Source organism: Psychrobacter sp. Ps3 (assembly GCF_022129275.1).
In the GTDB taxonomy this organism is placed as follows: domain Bacteria; phylum Pseudomonadota; class Gammaproteobacteria; order Pseudomonadales; family Moraxellaceae; genus Psychrobacter; species Psychrobacter submarinus.
This window is the reverse complement of sequence record NZ_JADQAL010000005.1, coordinates 40996-65901: the sequence shown is the minus strand read 5'-3', so window position 1 is coordinate 65901 and position 24906 is coordinate 40996. Positions and strand designations below refer to the sequence as shown.

The window sequence follows — 24906 nt, the reverse complement described above, 5'->3', positions numbered from 1 at the left end:
TAAGGATATAACAACCATGTTTGAGATGATAAAAGAATGGCGTGATCAGCGTATTTTAGATAATAGTGAGTTTACAGTCGCTGACTGGCAGCAAGCGGCCGGACGTATCCCCATACTAGAGCGTCTTACCGATGATGAGATGAACGAGTTGTTTGAGTTAGCAACGCTGTTTTTGGCGGATAAATCTATTACCGGCGCACAAGGGTTCGAGGTTACCGATAAAGTCAGACAGTCTATTGCGCTACAAGCCTGCCTGCCGATCTTATATCTTGGTCTTGAGTGGTATAAAGGCTGGTCGTCAATTATCATTTATTCAGGGTCTTACAAAAGCGAAGCTAAAAGCGTTGACGAATACGGCATCGTCCACGAAGGTCAACAGCACCGTAGCGGTGAAGCGTGGCAGCGCGGGCCCGTTATTCTGTCATGGAAAGATGCTAAGCACTCAGGCGAGCGTGACGGTCATAACGTCGTTATTCACGAGTTTGTGCACAAGCTAGATATGCTAAATGGCCGTGCTAATGGCTTTCCGCCGATGCAGCCAGACATGGATCCTGAGCGCTGGACCAAGATTATGAGCCGTGATTTTGAGGATTTTCAAACCCATCGCAAATCAGGACTCGATCGTTATGGCGCAACCAATCCGGCGGAATTCTTAGCTGTACTCAGTGAAGTGTTTTTTGAGACGCCACAAAAGCTCGTAGACGCTTATCCTGATATTTACGACATTATGGTGAAGTTTTTTCGGCAGACGCCACTATAGTATATAATAAAATATGAATATATAATATTAGCTAGAAGCTGTTACAGACATAAAGGGCAGGATATTGCCCTTTTATTGACGGTTTCCAGTCGACTTGGACTAGGGCGTGTCCCTAATACATTAAACCGTCCACTGATCAGAGATAATAGCAACTAAATAGCGCCTGCCTTTATACTCATCAAAAACTAAGCGCATAGCACGCCAGTCTATGCCGCTGTATTGTTCGCTGCCATCATGATAAAACTCAACATAATCGTTGTTTTGATATATTTTTCTCAAGTTATCGATGCTATTGCCACTAGCTTGGCTATCGTTGATAGTTAGGGTTGACTCGTCACCGAATTCATCTGCATGAACCCAAGTCTGCAAATAGTCAGGTAATGGCGTGATTAAAGGCTTTCCTGAGCCATCTTTTTTGCCCCAAGTGAAGCGAATATCAGACTCTTGCAGATATTGAGCGAATTGAGCACGGCTAAAGGTCTTATCAGATTCTGGGCGCACATAAGCATACATTGAGAAGCGTACGCCGTGTATCGGATGAATATCATTAGTAATGCTAGCGTAGTCGCCATTAGCCAAAGCTTGTTGAATACGTAGAGCCTGTTGTTCAAGTGTCTGCGCCGAAGCTGACGTAGATCTTTGGTCTTCAATCACAGGAGTGCTAATAGCTGAGTTACGTTGCGCGGCGCTGTTTTGCGAATGAATGGCAGGCTGACAACCAACAAGGATCAAGGGCACAGCTGCAGCGATGCATTGTAAAGATTGCAAAGTATGAGAGCGTTTGGTCATAAAAATATCCTTAACGAAGTAAAAATTACCGCAAGCAATAATTATTTATAATAATGGCGATTTTATAAAGACTTAACTATAAATTCAGCATACATAAGCTAATTATAATTATAAAGGCTAAGTATAAAAGCTAAAGAAGCATAGCAAATACTATGTAAACAGCTTCTACTGTAATAAGCAAAAGCCGTTGGTTTGTTTTCGCATAATGTATATTATGTTAAATACACTGTATTAGAGTGCGGCTCAGTCTAGTATTTAACTTATTATTCTTGAATAGCTCTTAGAGCTCATCAATTTACCATAGTTCCTATTATCACTAAACGATATGACTCTACCCTTGAGGGATAAATGGTTCGGTTAGATTTTCAAAGATAACTTTGTGGCGTTTTGACAGCAGCGTCACCGCTTGATTTGATAATGCTACTCTAGTATTTAAGGCAGTGCTTATTTTGCTTGAAGCTTAAGCTTAATCGGGTTATTAACCCTCAAGCGATAGCATATTCATAATCAGCTTAATCAGTATCTCTTTTTGATCGGGATCCGACTCTGCTACCAGTAAGGTTAAAGCCGCAAGCCCGGTATTATTGATGACCATATCACCTTCATCGTTGAGCAACCTACCATTACGATGCAAAAAATCAACGAACAAAAAAGCGCCGCTGCGCTTATTACCATCGGTGAAAGGATGGTTTTTAACCATAAAATACAATAAGTGCGCCGCTTTACTTTCAATCGTTGGATACGCAGGTTCGCCAAATACCGTTTGCTGTAAGTTACCCAGCACACTATCTAAACCGTCACCACGAGGTCTAGCAAATAATTCAGTGGCTTCACCACGAGATATCAGCTGAGCCTTTAGATCATTCAATGCTGTCATGGCCTCGTGAGTGGTTGGCAAGACGCCACCCGCCTGCCCTGCTGGATCGTCCAATAAGCCCTCATCATAGCGTTGTAGCCATAAAAAGGTCTGAGTATAACGGCTGATGATTTCGATCAGTCCGCGCCCTTCATCCGTCTTTAATTCAGGACTTTGGGCGGTTTTTTTAATTAAAGCCAATGCTTGTTGTAATTCACTAGAGTTTTTATCAAACCTTTGTTTGTTTAGCGTGTAACCTTGAACTAAATATTCACGCAGACGCTGAGTGGCCCAAATACGAAACTGAGTGCCTTTTTTCGAGTTGACACGATAACCTACAGAGATAATCGCATCTAGATTATAAAAGCGAATTTTTCGACGTACTTGACGCTTACCTTCTTGTCGAACTACCGAGGATTCCTCGGTAGTTGCTTCTTGGTTAAGCTCGCCTTCGTTATAGATGTTTTTTAGGTGCAGACTGATAGTATCCGTATCTTTTCCAAACAACGCTGCTAATTGAGCTTGTGAAAGCCATAAAGTATCATTCTCTAAACGAATCTCTATTGCAGATTGTCCATCAGCTGCTTGGTAGATCTCTATCTTTGCTTGGTTATTATCTATATTACTGTTATCTATGCGATCGTTGGTTGTCATTGTTATCCCTTTCAAGATAAGGCTCTATGAATTAGGCAGGCTTTAAGCTATTAATATGCATTCTAACCACACAGTATCAGTTTTAAATTGAGTCAGCACTATGACATATAAAAAAAAGACCACAACGCTAAGCTGTAGTCTTTTTTTATATCAACACAAACTATTAAAAATATGATGGCTTAGACGGTATCTGTCGCCCTTGACGACGATCTGCCAACATGGCACGCTCTATAATAAACTCAATGATCGCCACGCCTAAAAGTCGCCGCTAAGTTATCACCGCTCGACTCAACCAATACTAGCTCTATTAGTAATCACTCTCCCGATACAAGGTAGTTTGTGCTTCCTTGGTAAAGTCTTCATAGCTGACGCTAGCGGACTCTTCATTCTGCAAAACTTGCCCTTCAGCTACCTCTTGGTTGGATGTTAATGGCGGCTTAGTAACTGACGGATCTTTGTCCTCTTCACTATCAATACTAGCAGTAGCGTTTTGGACAGCAGTAGCGTTCAAGATCTCACTTTCATCAGCATCACTAGCCAGCTCAGTCTTTTGCTCTGGCAAGATTACTTGGTTATCTTCGTCTGAGCTGCTAGAAGGTGTCACAGTAGCATGGTTATCGGCAACGCTCTGTTTAATAGAGGGTTTATCCTCAGCGGCCGCTACATTTTCGCTAGTCGATGAGCTATTGCTGGTCATTAAACTAAAAATACCGGCAATTATGACCAACAAAATTAAAACGACCCCAGCAGCAATAACTATTACCTTAGCGCCCTTTTTAGTCGTGTCGTTAGGGTGGTTTTGGGTTTGCTGCAATAATAGGGTGTCAGCTTCAGCAGGCTAATGATCGCTATCAGAAAGCTTTAAGACGGTTCAAGAAGATATCGTTACTCTGTATGTCACCTCATAAACTATCGTTAAGACAAATGGTCATCTATAAAGCAGGTGTTTGTAATATTAAAATCTAATAAGCGCTGTCACGGTATACTACCGTCTGTGATTCTGCTTTAAAGCTATCGTAACTGATAGTAGGCTCTACGTCGGTCTCTCCAAGCTGCATTGAGCGTACTCTAGTTGTCATTCTAGCTTCAGGGGCAGTTTTTGCTAATTCAGCGTTTAGGGCAAGGCTATTTAGACTGTGTTTCACTCGCGCTAATTCTCTAGCATTGGCGGCATTTGTTGCTCTTTCTTGTGCCATAGCGATAGTATTCGCTAATGAGTTTTCTTTACCTATGACTGATATATTATTACTGACCTCAGACAGCTGACTGTCAACCGCTGTGATGCGATCGATCAAGGTGTCAGTAGTACTAAATAAAATAATCACTAACGCTAGCAGTAATAAAGTGCAAGACACACCAATAATAGTCAGCAGCCTAGCACTGTTGTTTGAGCTCTCCTCAGTGGCTACGACCATTCTATTGGTCGCAATCATCCGGTGACCATTATCTTGGGTATGATCTTCTAAGGAGCTGTTCGGGTAGTGAGCAGCGTTGTCTGTACCTTTATTTAGATCTTGATTGATACTTGCCATCGTTTTTTTGAGATACTGCTCGTACACGCTCAGACTACGGCTATTGATACTAGGTTTAATACCGTTCTCCTCAGATGACATCTGACTGTGGTTATGACGATTATTATCTTTATAATTCATAAGGCAATATCCAATCAGCTCCTGATTCAAGCTATAAATATTATTGCAACAGTGCCTATTGCTGTTTCATACAAAAGCGCTCTAACATAGGTATCAGCGCCATAGGCAATCATTCGCTTAAACCAATAATTACCTCATTATTGACCAAACAATATCGATAGACCAGCAGAAATAGTACTGAAGGTAGCAAAAACCTGACTAGCAGCATTTGTATTTACGAATATAGAGTTTTAAAGGAGTTTTCATGGATTTAAAACAGCTTAAGGCGTTTATTGCCATTGCTGAGTTACGAAGCTTTAGTGCGGCTGCAAAAGTCACCGGTATATCGCAACCAAGTCTTAGCCGGTTACTTAAGCAGCTAGAGACAGATATGAATGTCGCCTTAGTTGATCGCTACCACAGACCGCTGCAGCTAACGACTGCAGGTTTATTTTTCTATGACAAGATAGATGCTTTGTTGACAGAGCTTGATGCCATTACGCATATGACCCAGCGCCTGTCTGCTCCTAGTAAAGGCTTGAATATAGGCTTTGTACCTTCTGTGCTTTATGGCCTATTGCCTGAGGTCATTGCAACCTTTAAGCAGCAAAACACTGATACTGAGGTTAATCTCAAGGACATTAGCTCTTATCAGCAGATAGAGGCACTGAAGTCTGGTGAGATTGATGTAGGTTTTGGGCGCTTTGCTCATCAAGATCCGTGGATACAGCAAATACTACTGCGCCATGAGCGCTACCTTGTCGCACTGCCAAAAGCGCATCCGCTAGCTGAGGTCAAAGAACAGCGCTTACTGGATTTGGCCAATAGTCGCTTGATTCTTTATCATCAAACTCACCTGCCTGGCCTTATTAATACTGACTCTATTGCTGCTGATATGAGTACGAGCGCTCGAGATAAACGTACAAAACAGACCCCCAAACCCGAGGTAGCCTCGGTTACGGATTCAGTTACTGAGCCTTTACTATACTTATTTGCCCAGCACGGAATTACCCCGCTTAGAACCAGTAAAGTGAGTGATCTACAAGTGGCACTTGGCCTTGTCGCTGCAGGAGAAGGTATCACCTTAGTGCCTGCAAGCCTACAAGTGATGCGCACTAAACAGATCAGCTATCAGCGCTTGATCCATGAAAACGTCACCTCCCCTATTTACTTACATACGCTAAAAGACTTTATTCATCCAAAAGTAAATGACCTACTCACTGCTATCTATGAGATCTACGAGCAGCGCGGTATCACTTATCGGCGTCAGCAGTTTGTCTAAGGTAAGCTAATAGTTATTATTCGCAAACCTACTAGGTGTGCTAAAGTCACCAAAAAATTTTCGCACCATTAAGAGCGCTATATTCTCTTCCGCTATTTTTAATAATGATCATTTTAACTTTGTGGGCGAGCTATCACAGGTCAGTGATAGCTCGCCTGATGTAAACTGAGGTATCTATGACCACACAACGAATAAATAACCCGGATATAAATAGCCAAAATGATGGCCACGCGCCTGCAGGTTTTAGTTGGCGCATTTTTGGTCCAGGTATATTGATGGCGACAGCGGCTATCGGCGGCTCGCATCTGATCTCATCGACGCAGGCAGGCGCGCTATATGGCTGGCAGTTGGCGATCATGATTGTCTTAGCTAATGTCTTTAAGTATCCGTTTTTTCGCTTCGGTACTGACTATGTCTACGATACCGGCGAGAGTCTGATAGCAGGCTATGCCAAGCGCTCAAAAGCCTATCTTTGGATCTACTTTATCCTCTCAATCTTATCCGCCATCATTAGTACCGGTGCGGTGTCTTTGATAGCCGCGGTGATTTTAGGATTTATGCTGCCTGCCTCAATTGGGCTCTCAACAATTAGCTTGTCGCTCATTATCGTCGCAGTCTCGTGGTTATTTTTGATTGCCGGTCATTACAAGTTGCTCGATGGCGTGACCAAGTGGATTATGATTGCGCTGACCGCAGCTACAGTCGTTGCCGTACTTATCGCTGCTGGTAAGCCTACAGTGATGACTGCTGACTTCGTTGCCGCTTCGCCTTGGAATCTAGCGACTCTAGGTTTTATCGTCGCGCTTATGGGCTGGATGCCAGCGCCATTAGAGTTTGCCGCTATCACCTCAATGTGGACCTCAGCGAAAAGAATGACGGAACACACCACCCATCGTCAAGGCCTATTGGACTTCAATGTGGGCTATGCGGTTTCGGCGATTTTGGCTTTATTCTTTTTATCGTTAGGTGTCTTTGTACAATATGGCTCTGGTCAAGAGATTGAGCTGGTTGGCGGCGCTTATATCGGTCAGCTGATCAGTATGTATACCAACACTATTGGTGAGTGGTCGCGTTTATTGGTCGCCTTTGTCGCCTTCATGTGTATGTTTGGCACGACGATTACTTGCGCTGATGGCTATGGCCGTGCCAATGCTGAATGTTGGCGACTGCTTAAAGGTCAAAGCGAGATCAGTAAAAAACAAGTCGCCTTTTGGACCACTTATGCTATCGGCGGCGGCTTGGTGATTATTACCTTTTTTACGGGTCAGCTTGGCGCTATGCTTAAGTTCGCTATGATATCGGCGTTTGTCTCCGCTCCTATCTTTGGTTGGCTGAACTACTCTTTAGTAAGTAAACATCAAAAGCTCTCCGCTGGCATGAATGCTTTATCAATTGCCGGTTTACTGTTCCTAGGCGGCTTTGCGCTCCTATTCTTGGCTAATCTGTTTGGTCTGCTCGGTTAGTCTCTTCTCACTATGAGATAAAGTGCTAATTATTGTTTACGACTCTACGTTACTCTCTAAAGCCCTACTACTTAAAGCCCTTTTAGCTTCGCTATGAGGGCTTTTTTGCTGACTATGGAAAGTACTAGCGATAGCTTATTCTCTACATTATAAAAACCACATTGACAGTATCGATATAATTGTAACTAAATGTAACATTGGAGCGTTCGATTAATCTATCTCGCAAAGTAACTTGAATACTATAATGAGGTAATTGGTAATAATATGAATATAATTATTCAAAAAATAAATAGTTTTAATTATTATGAATTATTATTTAATTATAATTTAAATAAGTACTGTATTTCTCACTTTGCAATATCAGTGATTGAGTGTACTCTTAAGCAATAAATCATATCGCACACTTATATTTAACCCTTAATATTCAGACTTCCTACGTTAAGTCATCTTTTTTATGCAAGGATTCTCACATGAGCTCATCAGCTGGCGCACGCTTTCGTAGTGCAATGCAACAACAAAACGCCAATGACCTGCCTTTACAAATCGCTGGTACTATCAATGCTTACACTGCCATGATGGCCACCCAAGTCGGTCATAAGGCTATTTATCTCTCTGGGGCTGGCGTGGCGAACGCCTCTTTTGGCCTGCCTGATTTGGGCATGACCAGCCTTGATAATGTACTAGAAGACGCGCGCCGTATCACTGATGCTGTTGACACGCCGCTCTTAGTAGACATCGATACCGGTTTTGGCGGGGCCTTTAATATCTCGCAAACCATCAAAAAGATGGAAAAAGCAGGCGTGGCAGCGGTACATATCGAAGATCAAGTCGCGCAAAAGCGCTGCGGTCACCGCCCAAACAAGGAGATTGTCAGCATCTCAGAGATGGTCGATCGTCTAAAGGCCGCTATGGATGCCAAGACCGATCCTGACTTTGTGGTGATGGCGCGTACTGATGCCTTATCAGTCGAAGGTTTGGACGCCGCAGTAGAGCGCGCCGTTGCCTTCGCTGAAGCTGGCGCGGATATGATTTTCGCCGAAGCCTTGACCGATATCGAGATGTATCGTAAGTTTACCGATGTATTAGACATTCCTGTCCTTGCCAATATGACAGAGTTTGGTCAAACCGATCTATATACCACCGAGCAGCTGTACGGTGTCGGTGTCGATATGGTGCTCTATCCTTTATCGGCATTTCGAGCGATGAATAAAGCGGCGCTTAATGTCTATCAGCACTTATTGGACGATGGCACGCAAGAACAGGTTGTCGATACAATGCAGACACGCATGGAGCTATACGACTTTTTGAATTATCATGAGTTTGAGCAAACACTAGATAAATTGTTTGCTGATAATAAGTAATATAGCTGTTGATACTCACCGAACTTTAGGGTCTCTATGTCAGTTGTTATTCATATTAATAAGCAAATCTTATCCAAAGTCTCATTAGGCTGTGCTTTAGCTGCTGCGGTATTTATGACCGGCTGTAATGATACTGCTACCACTGAGACGGTGGAAGGCGTCGATACGGTCAACGATACGGCCGTCGTCGCTAGTGAGGATGTCGATACTAATTCTAGTGCTAGCGCTGATTCAGATGAGCTGGTCATGACGACGATAACGCTAGATACCGTCGATCAGATGTTATTTGTGCCGCTACTTACCAATGGTGAGCTGAGCCAAGAGCAAGTCAGCTGTCTTGAAGCTCGAGATAAAGATTTGGGTAAGTCGGAGGTCGATGCCTTTTATAAAAGCAAATTTAGCGATGCTGAGCTTGCGTCATTAAACGAGTTTTATGCTTCAGATGTCGGTCAAAAGCTACTAGACTTCGGTAATGAGCAGCTCCTTATTATGAATGGCCAACAGGTCGCTGAACCTATGCCTGATCCTACTCCTGAAGAGATGGCTGAGATTCAGACCTTTATGGAGTCGCCACTAGGCGTTAAGTATATGGAAGTCAATAATGCTGAGGGCGCTGGCAGTGCTATGGAAGTAATAAACGCCCCTATTAACGCCGAATTTAAGCGTTGTAACATCGATATAGAGCTATAAGTTTTTAGTGAAGCAAATTCGTTTATTTTATTAGTATAATTTTTTATTAAGTTATCAAGTTCACCCCCAAAAGCCACCAAAAGGAATTTAATCATGGCAGCACAAAACCAATCTGGAAAAGTATTATCAGGCGCAGGTCTACGCGGTCAAGTCGCAGGCAAGACAGCGCTCTCAACCGTTGGTAAGTCAGGTTCTGGCCTGACGTATCGCGGTTATGATGTCTCAGAGCTTGCAGATAAGTGTGTCTTTGAAGAGGTCGCCTATCTACTACTTTATGGCAATTTGCCGACTCAAAGCGAGCTTGATGACTATCAGGCCAAACTCAAAAAACTTCGTGGCCTGCCGCAGCCGCTAAAAGATGTGCTTGAGCGCATTCCAAAGGACGCGCACCCGATGGATGTGCTGCGTACCGGCTGCTCGATGCTCGGTAACCTTGAGATGGAAACCGACTTTGAGCAGCAAAATGATAAAACCGATCGCATGCTGGCGGTGTTCCCATCTATCATTAACTATTGGTACCGTTTCACGCACGACAATGAGCGTATCGAAACGGAAACTGATGACGATACAATCGGCGGTCACTTCCTGCATCTGCTTAAGGGTGAAAAACCAAACGAGCTGCATACTAAGGTGATGAACGTCTCGCTTATTCTTTATGCTGAGCACGAGTTCAACGCGTCCACCTTTACTGCTCGCGTTTGCGCCTCAACTCTATCTGATATTCACTCTTGTATTACCGGCGCGATTGGCTCACTACGTGGTCATCTGCATGGCGGCGCGAATGAAGCAGCGATGGATATGATCGAGGGCTTTAGCTCACCTGATGAAGCCGAGAAAGAGATGATGGCGATGCTCGAGCGTAAAGATAAGATCATGGGCTTTGGTCATGCGATCTACAGCGAGTCTGATCCGCGTAACGTGGTGATCAAAGGCTGGGCTGAGAAACTAGCTGACGATGTTGGCGATACGGTATTGTATCCCGTATCTGTGCGCTGTGAAGAAGTGATGTGGCGCGAGAAGAAGCTATTTTGTAATGCTGACTTTTTCCATGCCTCTGCCTATCACTTTATGGGTATCCCGACTAAGCTATTTACGCCTATCTTTGTCTGCTCGCGCCTAACTGGCTGGGCGTCTCATGTCTTTGAACAGCGCGCGAATAACCGTATTATTCGCCCAAGTGCCGAATATACCGGTGAAGAGCTGCGTTCAGTGCCTGATATCAGTGCTCGTTAATCTATATAGCGTTTATTTTAAATAATAGGTTTGTAAGGTGGGTTAGCAAAGCGTAACCCACCGATCTGATTAGCGCACCCTACAACTTATTTCAATTCAATTTTTCCTACCCTTTATTTAGCAAAGTTTATGTTAACTGAATCCTGTCACAGGAATAATTTTTGCTAAGTAAATTATTTTTTATACCTACTCTCAACCCATCTCACTTATAAAGGAAAGCCCGCCATGAGCGATGATAGCAAGCAGCCTTTAACGCAAGTTAATCCGCAAACCATGAATAATGAGTATAAAAAACCATTACCAGCTTTGGATGGAGGCAGTACTGACCTGCACTATTTCGATGTCGAGCAAGCGGTCAATGAGATCGAGCCAGGCGCTTATGCCAAGCTACCTTTTAGCTCAAAGGTATTATGCGAAAACCTCGTGCGCCGCTGTCCGCCAGAGGATTTGACCGAAGCACTGTCACAGCATATCTACCGTAAGCAAGAGGTTGATTTCCCATGGTATCCTGCCCGCGTGGTTTGCCACGACATCTTAGGGCAGACTGCGTTTGTTGATCTTGCAGGACTGCGTGATGCTATCGCAGCGGAAGGCGGTGATCCTGCCAAAGTGAACCCCATCGTACCGACGCAGCTGATCGTTGACCACTCATTAGCCGTAGAGCATGCTGGTTTTGAAGAAGACGCATTTGAGAAGAACCGCGCGATCGAAGAGCGCCGTAACGAAGACCGTTTTCACTTTATCAACTGGTGTCAATACGCCTTTGATAACGTCAACGTCGTACCGCCTGGTAACGGCATCATGCACCAAATCAACTTAGAGAAAATGTCGCCAGTGGTACAAGTGGTGGCTGATCAAGACGGCGATGCCATCACCTTCCCTGATACCTTGGTCGGTACCGATAGTCACACCCCGATGGTCGATGCGCTTGGCGTTATCTCTATCGGTGTCGGCGGGCTAGAAGCTGAAAGCGTGATGTTGGGCAACCCTTCATACATGCGTTTGCCAAACATCGTTGGCGTTGAGCTAACAGGCAAGCTGCAAGAAGGCATTACCGGTACGGATTTGGTACTAGCAATGACGGAATTTTTACGCGAGGAAGGCGTGGTCTCAGCCTACCTAGAGTTTTACGGCGAAGGTGCGCGCAATCTGACTGTTGGCGACCGTGCTTCTATCTCCAATATGACGCCAGAGTACGGCGCAACGGCTGCGATGTTCTCTATCGATGAGCAAACCATTGATTATCTGCGTCTCACCGGACGCTCAGAGCAGCAAATCAAAATCGTTGAAGCTTATGCCAAACAAGTTGGTCTGTGGGCGGATGGCCTAAAAGATGCTGAATATGAGCGTGTGCTGCATTTTGATTTATCAAAAGTGGTGCGTAATATCGCTGGTCCTTCACGTCCCCATGCGCGCGTATCAACGACAGACCTTGTCAAGGAAGGCATCGCCCACGGTGAAAATGAAAAACTACCAGAACCAGAAGATGGGCTAATGCCAGATGGCGCAGTCATTATCGCTGCTATTACTAGCTGTACTAACACCTCAAACCCACGCAACATGGTCGCCGCTGGTATCGTCGCCCGTAACGCAGTAGAAAAAGGCCTTATTCGTAAGCCTTGGGTCAAGTCGTCACTCGCGCCAGGCTCAAAAGCCGTTAAGCTGTATTTAGAAGAAGCCAACCTATTGCCCGAGCTACAAAAACTGGGTTTTGATGTCGTCGCCTTTGCTTGTACCACTTGTAATGGTATGAGCGGCGCGCTCGACCCAGAGATTGAGCAAGAAATCATCGAGCGCGATTTGTTTAGTACCGCCGTATTATCAGGTAACCGTAACTTTGATGGTCGTATCCATCCGTATGCCAAGCAAGCGTTCCTCGCCTCGCCGCCTTTGGTTGTGGCGTATGCTATCGCTGGTAATATCCGTTTTGATATCGAAAAAGACTCACTCGGCAAAGACCAAGATGGCAACGATGTTTATCTAAAAGACATCTGGTTTGAGGATAGCGAAGTCGATGCTATCGTGGCTAAAGCTGTCAAACCTGAGCAGTACAATCAAGTATACATCCCAATGTTTGATGAAGCCAAAGCACAGGCAGATCGTAATGAGGCATCGGTCATCGACCCACAATATGACTGGCGTGAGATGAGTACGTATATCCGTCGTCCGCCGTATTGGGAAGGCAAGATGGCGGCGATGAACCGTCTTAAAGGCTTACGTCCATTAGCGGTACTTGGTGACAACATCACCACCGACCATATGTCACCATCCAATGCGATTATGGGCGACTCTGCGGCTGGCGAGTATCTCGATACTATGGGTCTGCCAGCGGAAGACTATAACTCCTACGCCACGCACCGCGGCGATCACTTAACCGCGCAGCGTGCCACTTTTGCCAATCCAAAACTGCTCAATGAGATGGTACGTGATGAGGAAGGCAACGTTATCCAAGGCTCACTCGCGCGCGTGGAGCCAGAAGGTCAAGTTATGCGTATGTGGGAGGCGATCGAGACGTATATGAATCGTGAGCAGCCACTCATCATCATCGCAGGTGATGGCTACGGTCAAGGCTCAAGCCGTGACTGGGCTGCCAAGGGCGTGCGTCTCGCTGGTGTGGAAGTCGTCGTGGCTGAAGATTTTGAGCGTATCCATCGTCAAAACCTCGTCGGTATGGGCGCTCTTCCTGTACAGTTCAAACAAGGCACCAACCGTGAGACGCTAAACATCGATGGCACAGAAATCTTCGATATCGAAGGTGAGGTATCCGCTGGTGGCGAGATGACGTTAGTGATTCATCGCAAAGACGGCACAGTCGATAAGACGCCTGTTATCTGCCGTTTGGATACTGCTGATGAGGTGAAAATATATAACTCTGGCGGTATGCTCCAGCGCTTTGCCAAAGAGTTCTTAGCGGGTGAAGTGGCCTAAGCGTTTTGAGCGTTTAAGATTTAGCGCATAAGTAATACAGAGCCGATGTTGTATAGAGTGTCTATATGGCATCGGCTTTTTTGTAATTATTGATATACTTTTATAAATAGCGTAACATGTACAATAAATAGTACAACTATTGGAGTTTATCATGAGAGTAATTAGTTTTTCAGAAGCGAGAAAGCATTTAAAGTCGGTTTTAGACACCGTTAATGACGATGCCAATGCCACTATAGTGACTCGCCGTGATGCAGATGATGCTGTGGTCATGTCCCTTGATTACTACAACAGCTTGATGGAAACCGTCTATTTATTAAAATCTCCTGCTAATGCAGCTCACTTAGCAAAATCAATTGCGCAGTATCAAGCTGGCAAGACAGCAGTGCGTGATTTAAGAGATAATGAAGATGTAGAGGACGCTGATAGTTATTCAAGCGATGAAACCGATGCTGAAGATGCTTAATACTACTGCGAGTAAAAGCTATGAATGAACAGCTAGCATGGACGGATGCCGCTTGGAAAGACTATCTGTATTGGCAAACGCAAGATAAAAAAACCCTTAAACGCATCAATAAGTTAATCACAGAGTGTAAACGCAATCCATTTGAGGGCATCGGCAAGCCCGAACCTTTAAAAGAAAATCTATCAGGATTTTGGTCTAGGCGTATCGATGATTCTAACCGTCTAGTATACGCAGTTGATGATAACTATCTGACTATTATTTCTTGTCGCTATCATTATTAACTTTTTAAATCTATCCAAACTTAAAAGGTGTAACCTGACCTATTTCAATCTCTGTTTGAGCGATTAATAATTGACGTATGAACTCATAAGACAAATCAGGGTTATCTTGCATTATCTGATTAATTTTTGCCGAATTATCACTTTGTTCTTTTCCTAAATTCATAACAACCTCTATTTCAATTAGTCTTGATCACTCTATATTACCAATAAAACTGTAAACAAGTCATAAATACATAAAGGACTCTCAAAAATGACCAAACCAAAATTCGCCCCGCAAATCTCCGTCCCTGCCACCTATATGCGTGGCGGCACTTCAAAAGGCACGTTTTTTAAATTATCCGACTTACCTAAGCGTTGCCAAGTTGTAGGCTCGCCGCGAGATAACTTCTTACTACGTGTTATCGGAAGCCCAGACCCTTATGGCAAGCAAATCGACGGTTTAGGTAATGGTAGCTCTAGTACGTCAAAAACGGTGATTTTGTCTGAAGCAAAACAAGCTGATCATGACGTTAATTATTTATTTGGACAAGTTAATATCGCAAAGCCGATGATTGATTGGGCGGGTAACTGCGGTAACTTAACCGCCGCAGTTGGTGCTTGTGCGATTAATATGGGTATTGTTGACGCGGATAAGGTTTCTAGTAGCATTGATGTCGATGCCGTTAGCGGTATTTGTGAAGTGCGTATCTGGCAAGAAAATATTGGCAAAACCATCATTGCTCATGTGCCTGTATACAAGGATGAGAATGGTCAGGTGCAAGTACAAGAAACCGGCGACTTTGAGTTAGACGGCGTCACCTTCCCCGCTGCTGAGGTCAAAATTGAATTTATCGATCCGGTTGACTCATCCAGTGATATGTTCCCGACCAACAACCTCGTCGATGACTTTGATGTCTCTGGTTGTGGCCTCGATAAAGACAGCATCAAAGCGACCTTTATCAGCGCAGGCATCCCCACTATCTTTATGAAAGCGGAAGACTTAGGCTTTAGCGGTACAGAATTACAAGGCGATATTAATAGTAATGACGAACTATTAGCCAAGTTAGAAAAAATACGTGCGCGTGGCGGCGTGGCGATGGGACTGTTTACCGATGAATCTGAGGCGCAAAGCAGTCAGCATATCCCCAAAATTGCCTGGGTAGCACCAGCACAAAGCTATACCTCGTCAAGTGGTAAAGAAGTTAAGGCAAATGATATCGATTTAGTGGTACGCGCGATGAGTATGGGGCAGCTGCATCATGCGATGATGGGCACCGCAGCGGTCGCCATTGCGGCAGCGGCCACCACGCAAGGGACATTGGTCAATGAGGCGGCAGGCAGCGGCGAGCTGTCCGAGGTGCGTTTTGGTCATCCATCAGGGACGCTACTGGTCGGCGGTAAAACAGAAATGGTCGACGGCCGCTGGCAAGCCAAAAAAGTGTCGATGAGCCGCTCAGCAAGGCGTATCATGGTCGGTGAAGTTTTTGTGCCAGCGGATGCGTTTTAACCAGTAATCAGGGTATTGATAAATGAATAGAAATTTATATAAGCAGTCATTTACCTTGAGTAATTCACCTGATTATAATTGTCCTAAGTGTAATATTGGACTTCTACGTATTCAGAAAGATAGTTTTAAAAAATATACAACCTTTGACTTAGATGAGCTGCAGAAACATCCCGATTTTGAACCAGAGTGGATTGAATATATTTTTAACTGTGTCTTTGAATGTAATAACGATAGATGTGAAGGTAAGGTACTATGTACAGGACATGGAAGTGTGGGTTTCGATATAGATGTTGATGATTATGGACAACAATATCAAGAGTGGGATGATTATTATCGACCGTTATTTTTTCATCCAAACCTCAATTTAATTATTATCCCAGAAGATACGCCTACTGATATCAAAAAAATCCTCAACCAGTCATTTGAATTGTTTTTTACCTCTCCTTCTGCAGCAGCTAATTTAGTAAGAATAGCTATTGAAGGTATTCTTACAGATCAAGGTGTAAATCTGTATTCTAAAAAAGATGGAAGTAAAAAAATATCTTTACATATAGTCACTGCACTACAAAAGAGTTATGATTTGGATGAATATCATAAAACAATTTAGATAAGTCATTTTCCATCCAGCCTTGGCGTAAAAACTTCACTTGAGCCCATTTTTTCTCGATGGGATTTAAGTCAGGACTATAAGGTGGTAAGAATAGAAGCCTGTGACCATGTCTGTTAAGCAACTTTTGAACGCGCTTATGAAAGGTCGCATTATCCATAACGATCACACATTTTTTCTTAAGCTTTGGTATCAGCGTGAACTTGCATCAGTGATAGAAAACCTCTTTATTGATGTTGGTCTTTAAGCAATCGAGTGCAAACAGCATTTTGCCATATAGCGCACCAATCACGTTGGTTCGCTCCTTGGCTTGCCAGTTATAACTGCCAATGCAGGGGCTACCAATGGGTGCATAACCACAAGGACGCATCGTTTCACTTTCAAAGCCACTTTCGTCCATATAGACAATAGCAAAGCCTTGAGCAATGTAGTGGTTAAGCTTGGCTAGATAAGTCGCTCTTTTAACAGGACAAGCTTTGGGATGCTCAAGTGTCTTTTTTTTTGCTAATACCAATACGCTTTAAGGCTTTGCTGATGCCTGTTGGGCTACAATTAAAACGCTGTGCTCGCTCATAGTGATAATCGTCAGGGTGGTCTTTGACATCTTGAGCTAGGGCTTCATCCTCTATTTTGTAGGGCTTAATATATCGGGTGGTTTTACTATGAAGACGCTTTTTCCACTTCTGGATAGTCGTTGGACTGATATCATAGAAAACAGCAGCTTCGGCAAAGGTCATGCCCTCATCTAAGCTTTGTAAAACTTGTTTGCGGTAATCTAGGGAGTAAGTCATGGTCATTTATACTGGTAATCGTTTAGTTAATTTATGTTATAACATTTTTGTGGTCAGGTGACTATAGTAGAATTGAGGATCATCTGCCAGATAAATATCAAACTATAAAAGAGCATTTTGAGGCTGTGAAATGGTTGGGTAACGCTGGGAGTCATTCAGGTGAGGAATTAACTGCAAATAATACTATGGATGCTTACGAACTGATTGAATACATTCTCTCTCAGGTGTATGCGCCCCCTACTAACAATTTAAATAGATTGGCACAAAATATAAATAAAGTTAAAGGTCCAATAAAAAACAGGTGATTTAACAATAGTAATTAATATAACGTTGCAATAAGGTTTTATGCCGACACCTCCCCAACCCCGCCGTGTGCAATTAGATAAAAAGCCGCCAGTCAAAAAGACTGAGCGGCGCGCTTTATTGTGGAATATCCTCAAAAAGCTGGCGGTGTTTGCCGCGCCTTATAAGCTTTTAATCATTGCCACCTTGATTTTAACGGTGCTTGGATCCTTTACCGCGCAGGTCAATGCTTTTGTGTTGCGTTATGCTGTCGATACTTTGACTGAGATTGCCACACTTGCCGAGCCTTGGGAAGCGGGCGTACGTATGCTTGGCATTATCAGTGCGGTACTACTGACCAAAGAGATACTGTCGATATTTATCTCATTTGGGCAGCGTTTTTTTGGCGAGAAGATTCGCATCAATCTCTCGCGGGATTTATCACAAAAGATTATCGAGCGTATTTTGACTTATCGCATGGCGTTTTATACCAGTAGTGAAAACGATAGCGGTAAACTACAAACTCGTATTGATTATGGGGTTAGTAGCCTAACAAGTTTGGTGCAAAACTTCTTTATCGATATGCTACCGCTGTTTGCCAGTGCCATTGTCTCGCTTATTATTATGTTCTCGACCAACTTTTGGATTGGTCTGGTTGGGCTGTTTATTATTCCGATTTACTTTTTTATTAGTCAAAAACAAGCCAGACGTCTGCAAGGGTTTCGTCGGCAAATGCGCGGCTTTCGCGAAGCCAAAAGCGGACTGGTTATCTCGCTTATCAACTCAATTAGTGTGGTCAAATCCTTTGTCCGCGAGCCTATTGAAGCGCAAAAGCATCTCAAAATACAAAAAGAGATGACGGATAATCAGCTGCGTATTCGCAGTATTGGCTTTATCTATGACGCGGTGAAAACCTTTATTGAACAAATCGGCGTCGTGGTCATCATCTTGCTGACTTCTTACTTTGTGTTGCAGGGTCAAATGACCATTGGCATGATTTTATTTCACGTTATGCTGTTTCAAAACGTCGCCGCCCCTATTCGCCAGCTGCACCGTATCTATGATCAGATTAATAATGCCTTAACTTATGCTGAAGGCTTTTTTGATATCTTAGAAGATGATAAGCAAGTTGAGAATATCGATGGCATCAGTAGCAAAGATCTAAAGGGCCATATCGAGTTAAAAAACGTCGACTTTACTTATCCCAACGGTACCCAAGCGCTAAAAGATGTCAGCTTTGAGATTCGCCCTAACCGTATCACCGCGCTTGTTGGGCTTAGCGGCGCGGGCAAGAGCACCATTATCAATCTATTGGTCAAATTTTATGAGCCAGATGCTGGCATGATTTGCTTAGATGGTCATAATCTAAAGGACTGCGATACTCATGACTTACGTCAGAATATCGGTCTGGTATTACAAAATAATCATATCTTCTCAGGCACTATTAGTGAAAACATCCGTTATGGCAATATGAATGCGACTATGGATGACATTATAGTCGCAGCAAAAAAGGCTTCGATTCATGAGCAAGTGATGCAACTAGCAGACGGTTACGAGAGTACGGCCAAATCGCTATCGGGCGGTCAGCAGCAGCGTATTGCGCTAGCACGTATGTTCTTAAAAGATCCACCGATTGTATTTTTGGATGAGCCAACGGCGAGTCTCGATGCCATCGCCAGTCAACAGGTCAAAAAAAGCTTAGATCTTATCAAAAAAGATCGTACGGTAATTATGGTCTCGCATAACATCGCGCAGATCATTGACGCTGATGATTTGGTAGTAATAGAAAATGGTCAAGTGGTTGAGACGGGTACCCATGAAGCGCTGTATGATAAAGGCGGTAAGTATTACGAGATCTTTAGTGCCATGTCCGATAGTTTAAATCTAGATAAGATCAGTCAGACGATTCAGGGTTAATGTCTTATAGATTATTGCAAAAAGTACGTTTTAATAATAGGGCGTGTTGAACATTCAACCATGGCACTGACAGAGGCTATTTTTTAGACGATTCGAAGGTAAAAATAGTAAGCTTAGTCGCTCTAAGCGTCTATTTTTACCAATGAAGCGGAAAAAAAAGAGTCCTGTCCCTACGGCTGATGCTAAAATTGTTCCATACTGCGTTGCAAATCTAGCTAAGGCATCTGCATTATCGTCGCTTTGCGCCTTGTCTGGAACAATTTTAGCGATCAGCAGTGCCTATTTGTGAATGTTCAACACGCCCTAATCTAAGCGACGTCGTAGGCTGGTGCTTTTAGCCTAGCACCATAAACCCAAAAGCATTAAAAATATGCTTTCATTCAAACGCATTATTATCATCTCATTAGCAAAAGCCAAACTATTATGACCACCCAATTTTCTATAAAAACCTTTGATGAGTTAACCTCCGTCGATATCTACCATATTCTAAGAGCGCGCTCGCAGGTGTTTGTGGTGGAGCAAAACTGCGCTTATCAAGATATGGATGAGCTAGACTTTGACTGCTTACATCTCGTCGCGCATCAAAACGAAGCGCTCGTTGGTTACTGCCGCATTATTCCGCCTGAATACAACAGGCTCAGATCTAACTTGAGCGCCGCTGATACCGATTCGCTTAATACCGCTATGTCAGCTATTGGTCGCGTACTGGTATTATCAGAGCATCGCGGTCAAGGCATAGCAAGGCAGATGATGATTCAAGCTATCGCTAATTGCCGCAAAAAATATGGCAAAAAGCGTCCTATTATTATCTCCGCACAGACTTATTTGCTCAGCTTTTATCAGTCCTTAGGGTTTGTTCCTGAAGGAGATTACTACCTTGAGGATAATATCGAGCATGTCAAGATGGTGCTGCGAGTGGCCAAAAAGAGCAAAGTTAAAAAGGTCAGTGCTGCAAATGGTAGTAAGTCCTCAAAGATTTTGAGCGCTCTACTCTTTATATTGGTGGCACTATTTATTCTCGGGCTACTTTATTTGATGATTTAAAATGAATCAGGATTTATTCAATAGACTTTATATATTAAGCAGATAAGGTTTTAATTTTTAACATAATTCAGTTTGGTTGTTGGCTTTTGCCTATGCTACTTTGAGATATGACTTATTTTTAAGTGGTTCTGTGGACGCTTTGATTGACAAAAATCAGATATAGTCAATCAATATTAAAAGTGGTACAAGGCAGACGAGTGCAAGTACTACAGTAGTAGGCTAAACGAGTCTAACGCTGTAACACTTTAATAGTGGTTCGACTATAAGTCGACTAGTTAAATAATAACTCACTCAAGGAAGAGGAGACGATCATGTCAAACACCCAATCTGATAATCAAAACACGACGGTAGAGAGTAACGTTCGTCCCGAGTACGATAGAGAAATCCAAAAAATCGCCGATTATGTGCTAGGTTACTCGGTAGATAACGACTCTGAAAATAGTGAAGAGGCTTGGACTACCGCGCGCCATTGTCTGATGGATACCCTTGGCTGCGGGCTGCTTGCACTACGTTTTCCTGAATGCACCAAACACCTAGGTCCTGATTGCGAAGGTCAGCTGACGCCTAATGGCGCACGAGTGCCTGGTACCACCCATCGACTTGATCCGATCAAAGCTGCTTTTGATATTGGCTGTATGGTGCGCTGGCTCGACTATAATGATACTTGGCTCGCCGCTGAATGGGGACATCCGTCGGACAATTTAGGCGGTATCCTTGCGGTAGCCGATTATATCAGTCAGCAAAACATTAGCCGCAACCTTAAGCCTTTGACCATGCGGGATGTGCTTGAGGCGATGATTATGGCACATGAGATTCAAGGCGTCATGGCGCTGGAGAACTCATTTAACCGTGTGGGTCTCGACCATGTATTCTTAGTTAAATTAGCCTCAACCGCAGTCGTCGCTAAGCTCTATAACTTACCACGCGAGCGTATCATGGCGGCGATATCACAAGCCCTTGTCGATGGGCAGGCACTACGCACGTATCGACATGCACCCAATGCCGGCAGCCGTAAGTCATGGGCTGCAGGTGATGCCACTAGCCGCGCGGTTCGGCTGGTCGATATTACTCGCCGCGGTGAGATGGGCATTCCAGGGGCTTTGTCCGCGCCGCAGTGGGGTTTTTATGATGTGCTCTTTAGCCATACCAATAAAGACTTAGCGACCAAACCTGAAGAAGATCGCCACTTTAAATTCCAGCGTGAGTTTGGCAGTTACGTGATGGAAAATATCTTGTTTAAATTAAGCTTCCCTGCCGAATTTCATGCGCAGACCGCTTGTGAGGCAGCGGTTATCTTGCATCCGCGTATCGATGATAGAATTGATGAGATTGAGAAGATCGTCCTCACCACCCATGAGTCTGCTATTCGTATTATCTCCAAGGAAGGTACACTCGCCAATCCTGCTGACCGCGACCACTGCTTGCAGTACATGGTAGCGGTGCCTTTATTGACAGGCGATTTGATGGCGGAGAATTATGAGGATGATTACCATGAGCAGCATCATATCTTAATCGACGGACTACGCCGAAAGATGGTGGTGGAAGAAGATGTCAGTTACACCAAAGACTATCACGATCCTAGCAAGCGCTCGATTGCCAATGCGATTCAGGTTTTTTTCAAAGACGGTACCTGTACGGATAAAGTGGTTATTGAGTATCCTATCGGTCATAAACGCCGCCGCGCTGAGGGTATTCCTATTCTAGAAGCAAAATTCCGCGCCAATCTAGCCACTCGTTTTATTGAGAGTCGTTGCCAAGAGATTATTGAGCTATGCGACAATCAAGCAAAACTAGAGCAAACGCCTGTGCATGAGTTTATGGATTTGTTTATGACAAATTAATATTGTTTAATCGCTTTTTTATGAGCTAAATCTGTACCAAACAAAAGGGTTTGGCGTTGATTGAGTAACGACAAACCCTTTTGCTTTTTCTGCTTCTTGTCACTGTGTTTTTGTGTTAAGTGTTACCAAGGTATCGACTCCCCTGCCCAATCAACAAAGCTCCCGGTCTGATCGCTACTCATATCTGCGAGCACCTCTAATAAGGCCTCAGCGCTATAAGCTGGCGAGAACAGATGACCTTCACGTACGTTGGCTTGAAACGGTGCGGACAACTGCGTATTAACGGTACCAGGCTGCATGACAACCACGCAGACGTCTTTTAAGGAGCGTGACCATTCAATACTTAAGTTTTTCATTCCCATATTGAGCGCCGCTTTGCTCATACGGTAGCTGTACCAGCCGCCAAGCTCATTATCGCTGATACTACCGACTCTAGCTGATATCGTCGCAAATATCGCCGGATTATCGGTACTACGCTCAGCGTTTTTGAGCAGCGGCTTGATGTGTTTGGCAATGAGCATGCTGGCAAGTGCATTGACCTGCATATTCTGTAGAAAAAACTCAGTCTGCATCTGCCGCAGCGCTTTTTCAGGCTTGTTATGCTCGGTATGCAGCATACCCACACAATTGATTACCCAGTCGATATGGTTGCTATGAGTTTTTATAGCCTCAATACTCTGCTTGATACTGTGCTCATCGCAGATATCCATCTTTAGCCAATACAAATTATCAGCCTCAATCTCAGGTACGCTATTATGATAAGTCGCAAACACCGCTATGCCCGTCTGTATTTTATGGGTCATCTGGATTAGCTGCTCGACCATAGCTTTACCGATGCCGCCTGTACCACCGATGATAAGATACGTTTTTTTATTCATAACTGGCTCCTAGTTTGTTATCACAGTTGCGTCATTGCCGTTTCGTTATCACTGTTATCACAGTTATCACTATGAATATAAGTTAGCATGGTTTGGCACTGTATTTGGTATTGTATTTGGTATGGTTTTGAGGTTCGTGAGCTCACATTATTTAATGAATATCGTTCAATAATAACCGTTATCGAGATTAGATTTACGCTACAATAATCTGCAGATGTCATTTTACTCATTTATCTTCTATTTTTACTTGGATCTTATTACTTATGCTATCCCCGCAAGATCAGCTGACTGAGCTGGTACGAAACCTTGAGAGCAACAATCATGTGTTTGCCACCGATCCGCTATTGGTGACCGAAAAGCTGCAAAATGAAGATGGCTCGCCAAAACAAAAGCTACATCGGCGCGCCAAACGAATCGATAGTAATGGGAATCTTGCAAAAGTCCTAGGTAAAATTGATGCTCGTATCAAGAGCATCATGGTCATGATGAGTGTGGTCTGGTGTGTTTCAGGATTCCTAGGCTTATTCACTCTATTGCAGGCCAACGTTGTCAATTTCTTTTATGTGCTTGTCTGCTTACTCGGCTTTCATACCCTTATGCTTGTTGGCTGGCTGCTCCTTACTTTTATCAATCGCGGCAAGCAATCTGCCAATTGGTTTGCAAGCCTGGTCAGTCCAAGCTACTTGATTCGCGGTAAAGACGATGTCACTCAAGCGGCGGTTAGTCTCTATGAGCAGCAGCTTGAGCATAGCGGTATGCGCTGGTATCTCGGCAAATTCAGCCATCAGTTATGGCTTGCTACTTTGACAGGTATGCTGCTTGCGATCATATTCTTACTAGTCGTGCGTCAGTACAGCTTTAGTTGGGAATCCACGCTGTTATCGGATAATGCCTTGATTGGTTTGACTCAAACGCTAGGCTGGCTGCCGAGTTTAGTAGGGTTTAACGTTCCTGATAGTGCGGCTATTATCCAAAGCCGCTTAGTGACTGATGCGCTGCCTTTATCGGTGGCGAGGCAATGGGCAAGTTTGCTCGTGGGTAGTTTATTGATGTATGGCATTGTGCCGCGGGCAATTGCTTGGGTGTTTTGTGCGCTGATGTTCCGCCGCAAAAAAATGCGCCTTGATATCAAGCTGCCTTATTACCAAAAAATCATTAGCTTCTGGCAGCGCAAAGTCATTGATGCCGATGACTTCAAAGAAGCGCCCGCTCCTATTGCACCAAAAGCTGAGATAAGCCAAGCCAAAAAGCTCGTCGCCCTACTCGAATATCCTAGCGCGCATCAGCAGTGGTGGCGGGCAGGCGCAGCAATCGAATCTAACGAAGCGGTTGAGAATTTCGGTATCCTTGATGATCGTGATGATATGGCACGCCTAAAGGATTACTTAGATGGTCATCCTGTGCAAGTGTTGTTAGGCATTCATAGTAAAGCCCTACCTGATCGCGGCACTCTGCGTAAGTTGGATCAAATTGCCACTCATGCCAAGCATGGTTTAATTGTACAATTACTAGATGATGATTCGGATATAGATGCTGATACTGAGCTTACTACCGAAACTTATAAAAACGATAATGTGCGCTACCAGCAGTGGCAAACGGCGCTGGCTGAGCGACAAATCGGTTTGGTCGCTAGTCATTAAGCGTTCATCATTCATTATTGAATTAAAAA

At 44.0% G+C, this 24906-nt stretch carries 23 protein-coding genes; 15 read left to right on the top strand and 8 right to left on the bottom strand.

Annotation, left to right across the window (positions count from 1 at the left end; all coding sequences use genetic code 11):
• Positions 1-16: 16 nt before the first annotated feature.
• Positions 17-760, top strand: coding sequence for a M90 family metallopeptidase (locus I3248_RS02875; protein ID WP_238062479.1), 744 nt, complete (start codon positions 17-19; stop codon positions 758-760).
• Between the two features lie 120 nt (positions 761-880).
• Here the strand turns inward: I3248_RS02875 and I3248_RS02870 are convergent, their stop codons facing one another.
• The 4 genes from I3248_RS02870 to I3248_RS02855 all read right to left on the bottom strand — a co-directional run bounded on the left by I3248_RS02870 (position 881) and on the right by I3248_RS02855 (position 4711).
• The gene (locus I3248_RS02870; RefSeq protein WP_238062478.1) at positions 881-1549 is read right to left on the bottom strand and encodes a hypothetical protein; all 669 of its coding nucleotides are present in this window, start codon (positions 1547-1549) and stop codon (positions 881-883) included.
• A 478-nt stretch (positions 1550-2027) separates the two neighbouring features.
• Entirely contained in the window at positions 2028-3059 is a 1032-nt protein-coding gene (locus tag I3248_RS02865; RefSeq protein ID WP_238062477.1) for a virulence protein RhuM/Fic/DOC family protein, read from the bottom strand.
• A 307-nt stretch (positions 3060-3366) separates the two neighbouring features.
• Entirely contained in the window at positions 3367-3789 is a 423-nt protein-coding gene (locus tag I3248_RS02860) for a hypothetical protein (RefSeq protein ID WP_238062476.1), read from the bottom strand.
• Between the two features lie 232 nt (positions 3790-4021).
• Positions 4022-4711 carry a hypothetical protein gene (locus I3248_RS02855; RefSeq protein WP_238062475.1) on the bottom strand — a complete coding sequence of 230 codons (690 nt, stop codon included), beginning with the start codon at positions 4709-4711 and terminating at the stop codon, positions 4022-4024.
• A 244-nt stretch (positions 4712-4955) separates the two neighbouring features.
• On the opposite strand from I3248_RS02855, the gene I3248_RS02850 reads away from it, so the two are divergent.
• From I3248_RS02850 to I3248_RS02815, 8 genes are all read left to right on the top strand, one after another.
• On the top strand, positions 4956-5972 hold the full coding sequence (locus tag I3248_RS02850) for a LysR family transcriptional regulator (protein ID WP_238062474.1): 1017 nt from the start codon (positions 4956-4958) through the stop codon (positions 5970-5972).
• A gap of 176 nt (positions 5973-6148) precedes the next feature.
• Positions 6149-7435 (top strand): divalent metal cation transporter, encoded by a 1287-nt coding sequence (locus tag I3248_RS02845; protein WP_238062473.1) that lies wholly within the window; start codon positions 6149-6151, stop codon positions 7433-7435.
• A 470-nt stretch (positions 7436-7905) separates the two neighbouring features.
• A complete protein-coding gene (gene prpB, locus I3248_RS02840; RefSeq protein WP_025646999.1) occupies positions 7906-8796 on the top strand; it encodes a methylisocitrate lyase in 891 nt (296 codons plus the stop codon).
• 36 nt (positions 8797-8832) lie between these two features.
• Positions 8833-9486: a DUF2059 domain-containing protein gene (locus tag I3248_RS02835; protein WP_238062472.1), complete on the top strand. Its 654-nt coding sequence runs from the start codon at positions 8833-8835 to the stop codon at positions 9484-9486.
• Between the two features lie 93 nt (positions 9487-9579).
• Positions 9580-10719 (top strand): 2-methylcitrate synthase, encoded by a 1140-nt coding sequence (prpC, locus tag I3248_RS02830; RefSeq protein WP_238062471.1) that lies wholly within the window; start codon positions 9580-9582, stop codon positions 10717-10719.
• A 273-nt stretch (positions 10720-10992) separates the two neighbouring features.
• Positions 10993-13647, top strand: a complete 2655-nt coding sequence (gene acnD / locus I3248_RS02825) for a Fe/S-dependent 2-methylisocitrate dehydratase AcnD (protein WP_238062515.1) — start codon at positions 10993-10995, stop codon at positions 13645-13647.
• Between the two features lie 151 nt (positions 13648-13798).
• Positions 13799-14110, top strand: a complete 312-nt coding sequence (locus tag I3248_RS02820; RefSeq protein WP_238062470.1) for a type II toxin-antitoxin system prevent-host-death family antitoxin — start codon at positions 13799-13801, stop codon at positions 14108-14110.
• 20 nt (positions 14111-14130) lie between these two features.
• Positions 14131-14391 (top strand): Txe/YoeB family addiction module toxin, encoded by a 261-nt coding sequence (locus I3248_RS02815; RefSeq protein ID WP_025646994.1) that lies wholly within the window; start codon positions 14131-14133, stop codon positions 14389-14391.
• A 10-nt stretch (positions 14392-14401) separates the two neighbouring features.
• On the opposite strand, the gene I3248_RS02810 is transcribed toward I3248_RS02815, so the two are convergent.
• Positions 14402-14554: a hypothetical protein gene (locus I3248_RS02810; RefSeq protein ID WP_156923994.1), complete on the bottom strand. Its 153-nt coding sequence runs from the start codon at positions 14552-14554 to the stop codon at positions 14402-14404.
• A gap of 87 nt (positions 14555-14641) precedes the next feature.
• Here I3248_RS02810 and prpF point away from each other — a divergent pair, with 87 nt between their 5' ends.
• Positions 14642-15877 carry a 2-methylaconitate cis-trans isomerase PrpF gene (gene prpF / locus I3248_RS02805; protein WP_238062469.1) on the top strand — a complete coding sequence of 412 codons (1236 nt, stop codon included), beginning with the start codon at positions 14642-14644 and terminating at the stop codon, positions 15875-15877.
• 22 nt (positions 15878-15899) lie between these two features.
• Complete coding sequence (locus I3248_RS02800; protein WP_238062468.1) at positions 15900-16484, top strand: hypothetical protein; 585 nt, start codon at positions 15900-15902, stop codon at positions 16482-16484.
• A 208-nt stretch (positions 16485-16692) separates the two neighbouring features.
• Here the strand turns inward: I3248_RS02800 and I3248_RS02795 are convergent, their stop codons facing one another.
• Together I3248_RS02795 and I3248_RS02790 are read right to left on the bottom strand one after the other, a co-directional pair.
• Complete coding sequence (locus I3248_RS02795; protein ID WP_238062467.1) at positions 16693-16998, bottom strand: hypothetical protein; 306 nt, start codon at positions 16996-16998, stop codon at positions 16693-16695.
• Complete coding sequence (locus I3248_RS02790) at positions 16970-17281, bottom strand: IS630 transposase-related protein (protein ID WP_346268416.1); 312 nt, start codon at positions 17279-17281, stop codon at positions 16970-16972. Before I3248_RS02790 ends, I3248_RS02795 begins: the two co-directional genes overlap by 29 nt.
• A gap of 339 nt (positions 17282-17620) precedes the next feature.
• Between I3248_RS02790 and I3248_RS02785 the strand changes: the two genes are divergently transcribed.
• The 3 genes from I3248_RS02785 to I3248_RS02775 all read left to right on the top strand — a co-directional run bounded on the left by I3248_RS02785 (position 17621) and on the right by I3248_RS02775 (position 22359).
• The gene (locus tag I3248_RS02785; protein ID WP_238062466.1) at positions 17621-19474 is read left to right on the top strand and encodes an ABC transporter ATP-binding protein; all 1854 of its coding nucleotides are present in this window, start codon (positions 17621-17623) and stop codon (positions 19472-19474) included.
• 423 nt (positions 19475-19897) lie between these two features.
• Positions 19898-20518: a GNAT family N-acetyltransferase gene (locus I3248_RS02780; RefSeq protein ID WP_238062465.1), complete on the top strand. Its 621-nt coding sequence runs from the start codon at positions 19898-19900 to the stop codon at positions 20516-20518.
• Between the two features lie 311 nt (positions 20519-20829).
• The gene (locus I3248_RS02775; protein ID WP_238062464.1) at positions 20830-22359 is read left to right on the top strand and encodes a bifunctional 2-methylcitrate dehydratase/aconitate hydratase; all 1530 of its coding nucleotides are present in this window, start codon (positions 20830-20832) and stop codon (positions 22357-22359) included.
• Between the two features lie 122 nt (positions 22360-22481).
• Here I3248_RS02775 and I3248_RS02770 read toward each other — a convergent pair whose 3' ends face one another.
• Positions 22482-23237 (bottom strand): SDR family oxidoreductase, encoded by a 756-nt coding sequence (locus I3248_RS02770; RefSeq protein ID WP_238062463.1) that lies wholly within the window; start codon positions 23235-23237, stop codon positions 22482-22484.
• 263 nt (positions 23238-23500) lie between these two features.
• On the opposite strand from I3248_RS02770, the gene I3248_RS02765 reads away from it, so the two are divergent.
• The gene (locus I3248_RS02765) at positions 23501-24877 is read left to right on the top strand and encodes a DUF2868 domain-containing protein (RefSeq protein WP_201559119.1); all 1377 of its coding nucleotides are present in this window, start codon (positions 23501-23503) and stop codon (positions 24875-24877) included.
• Positions 24878-24906: the final 29 nt, after the last annotated feature.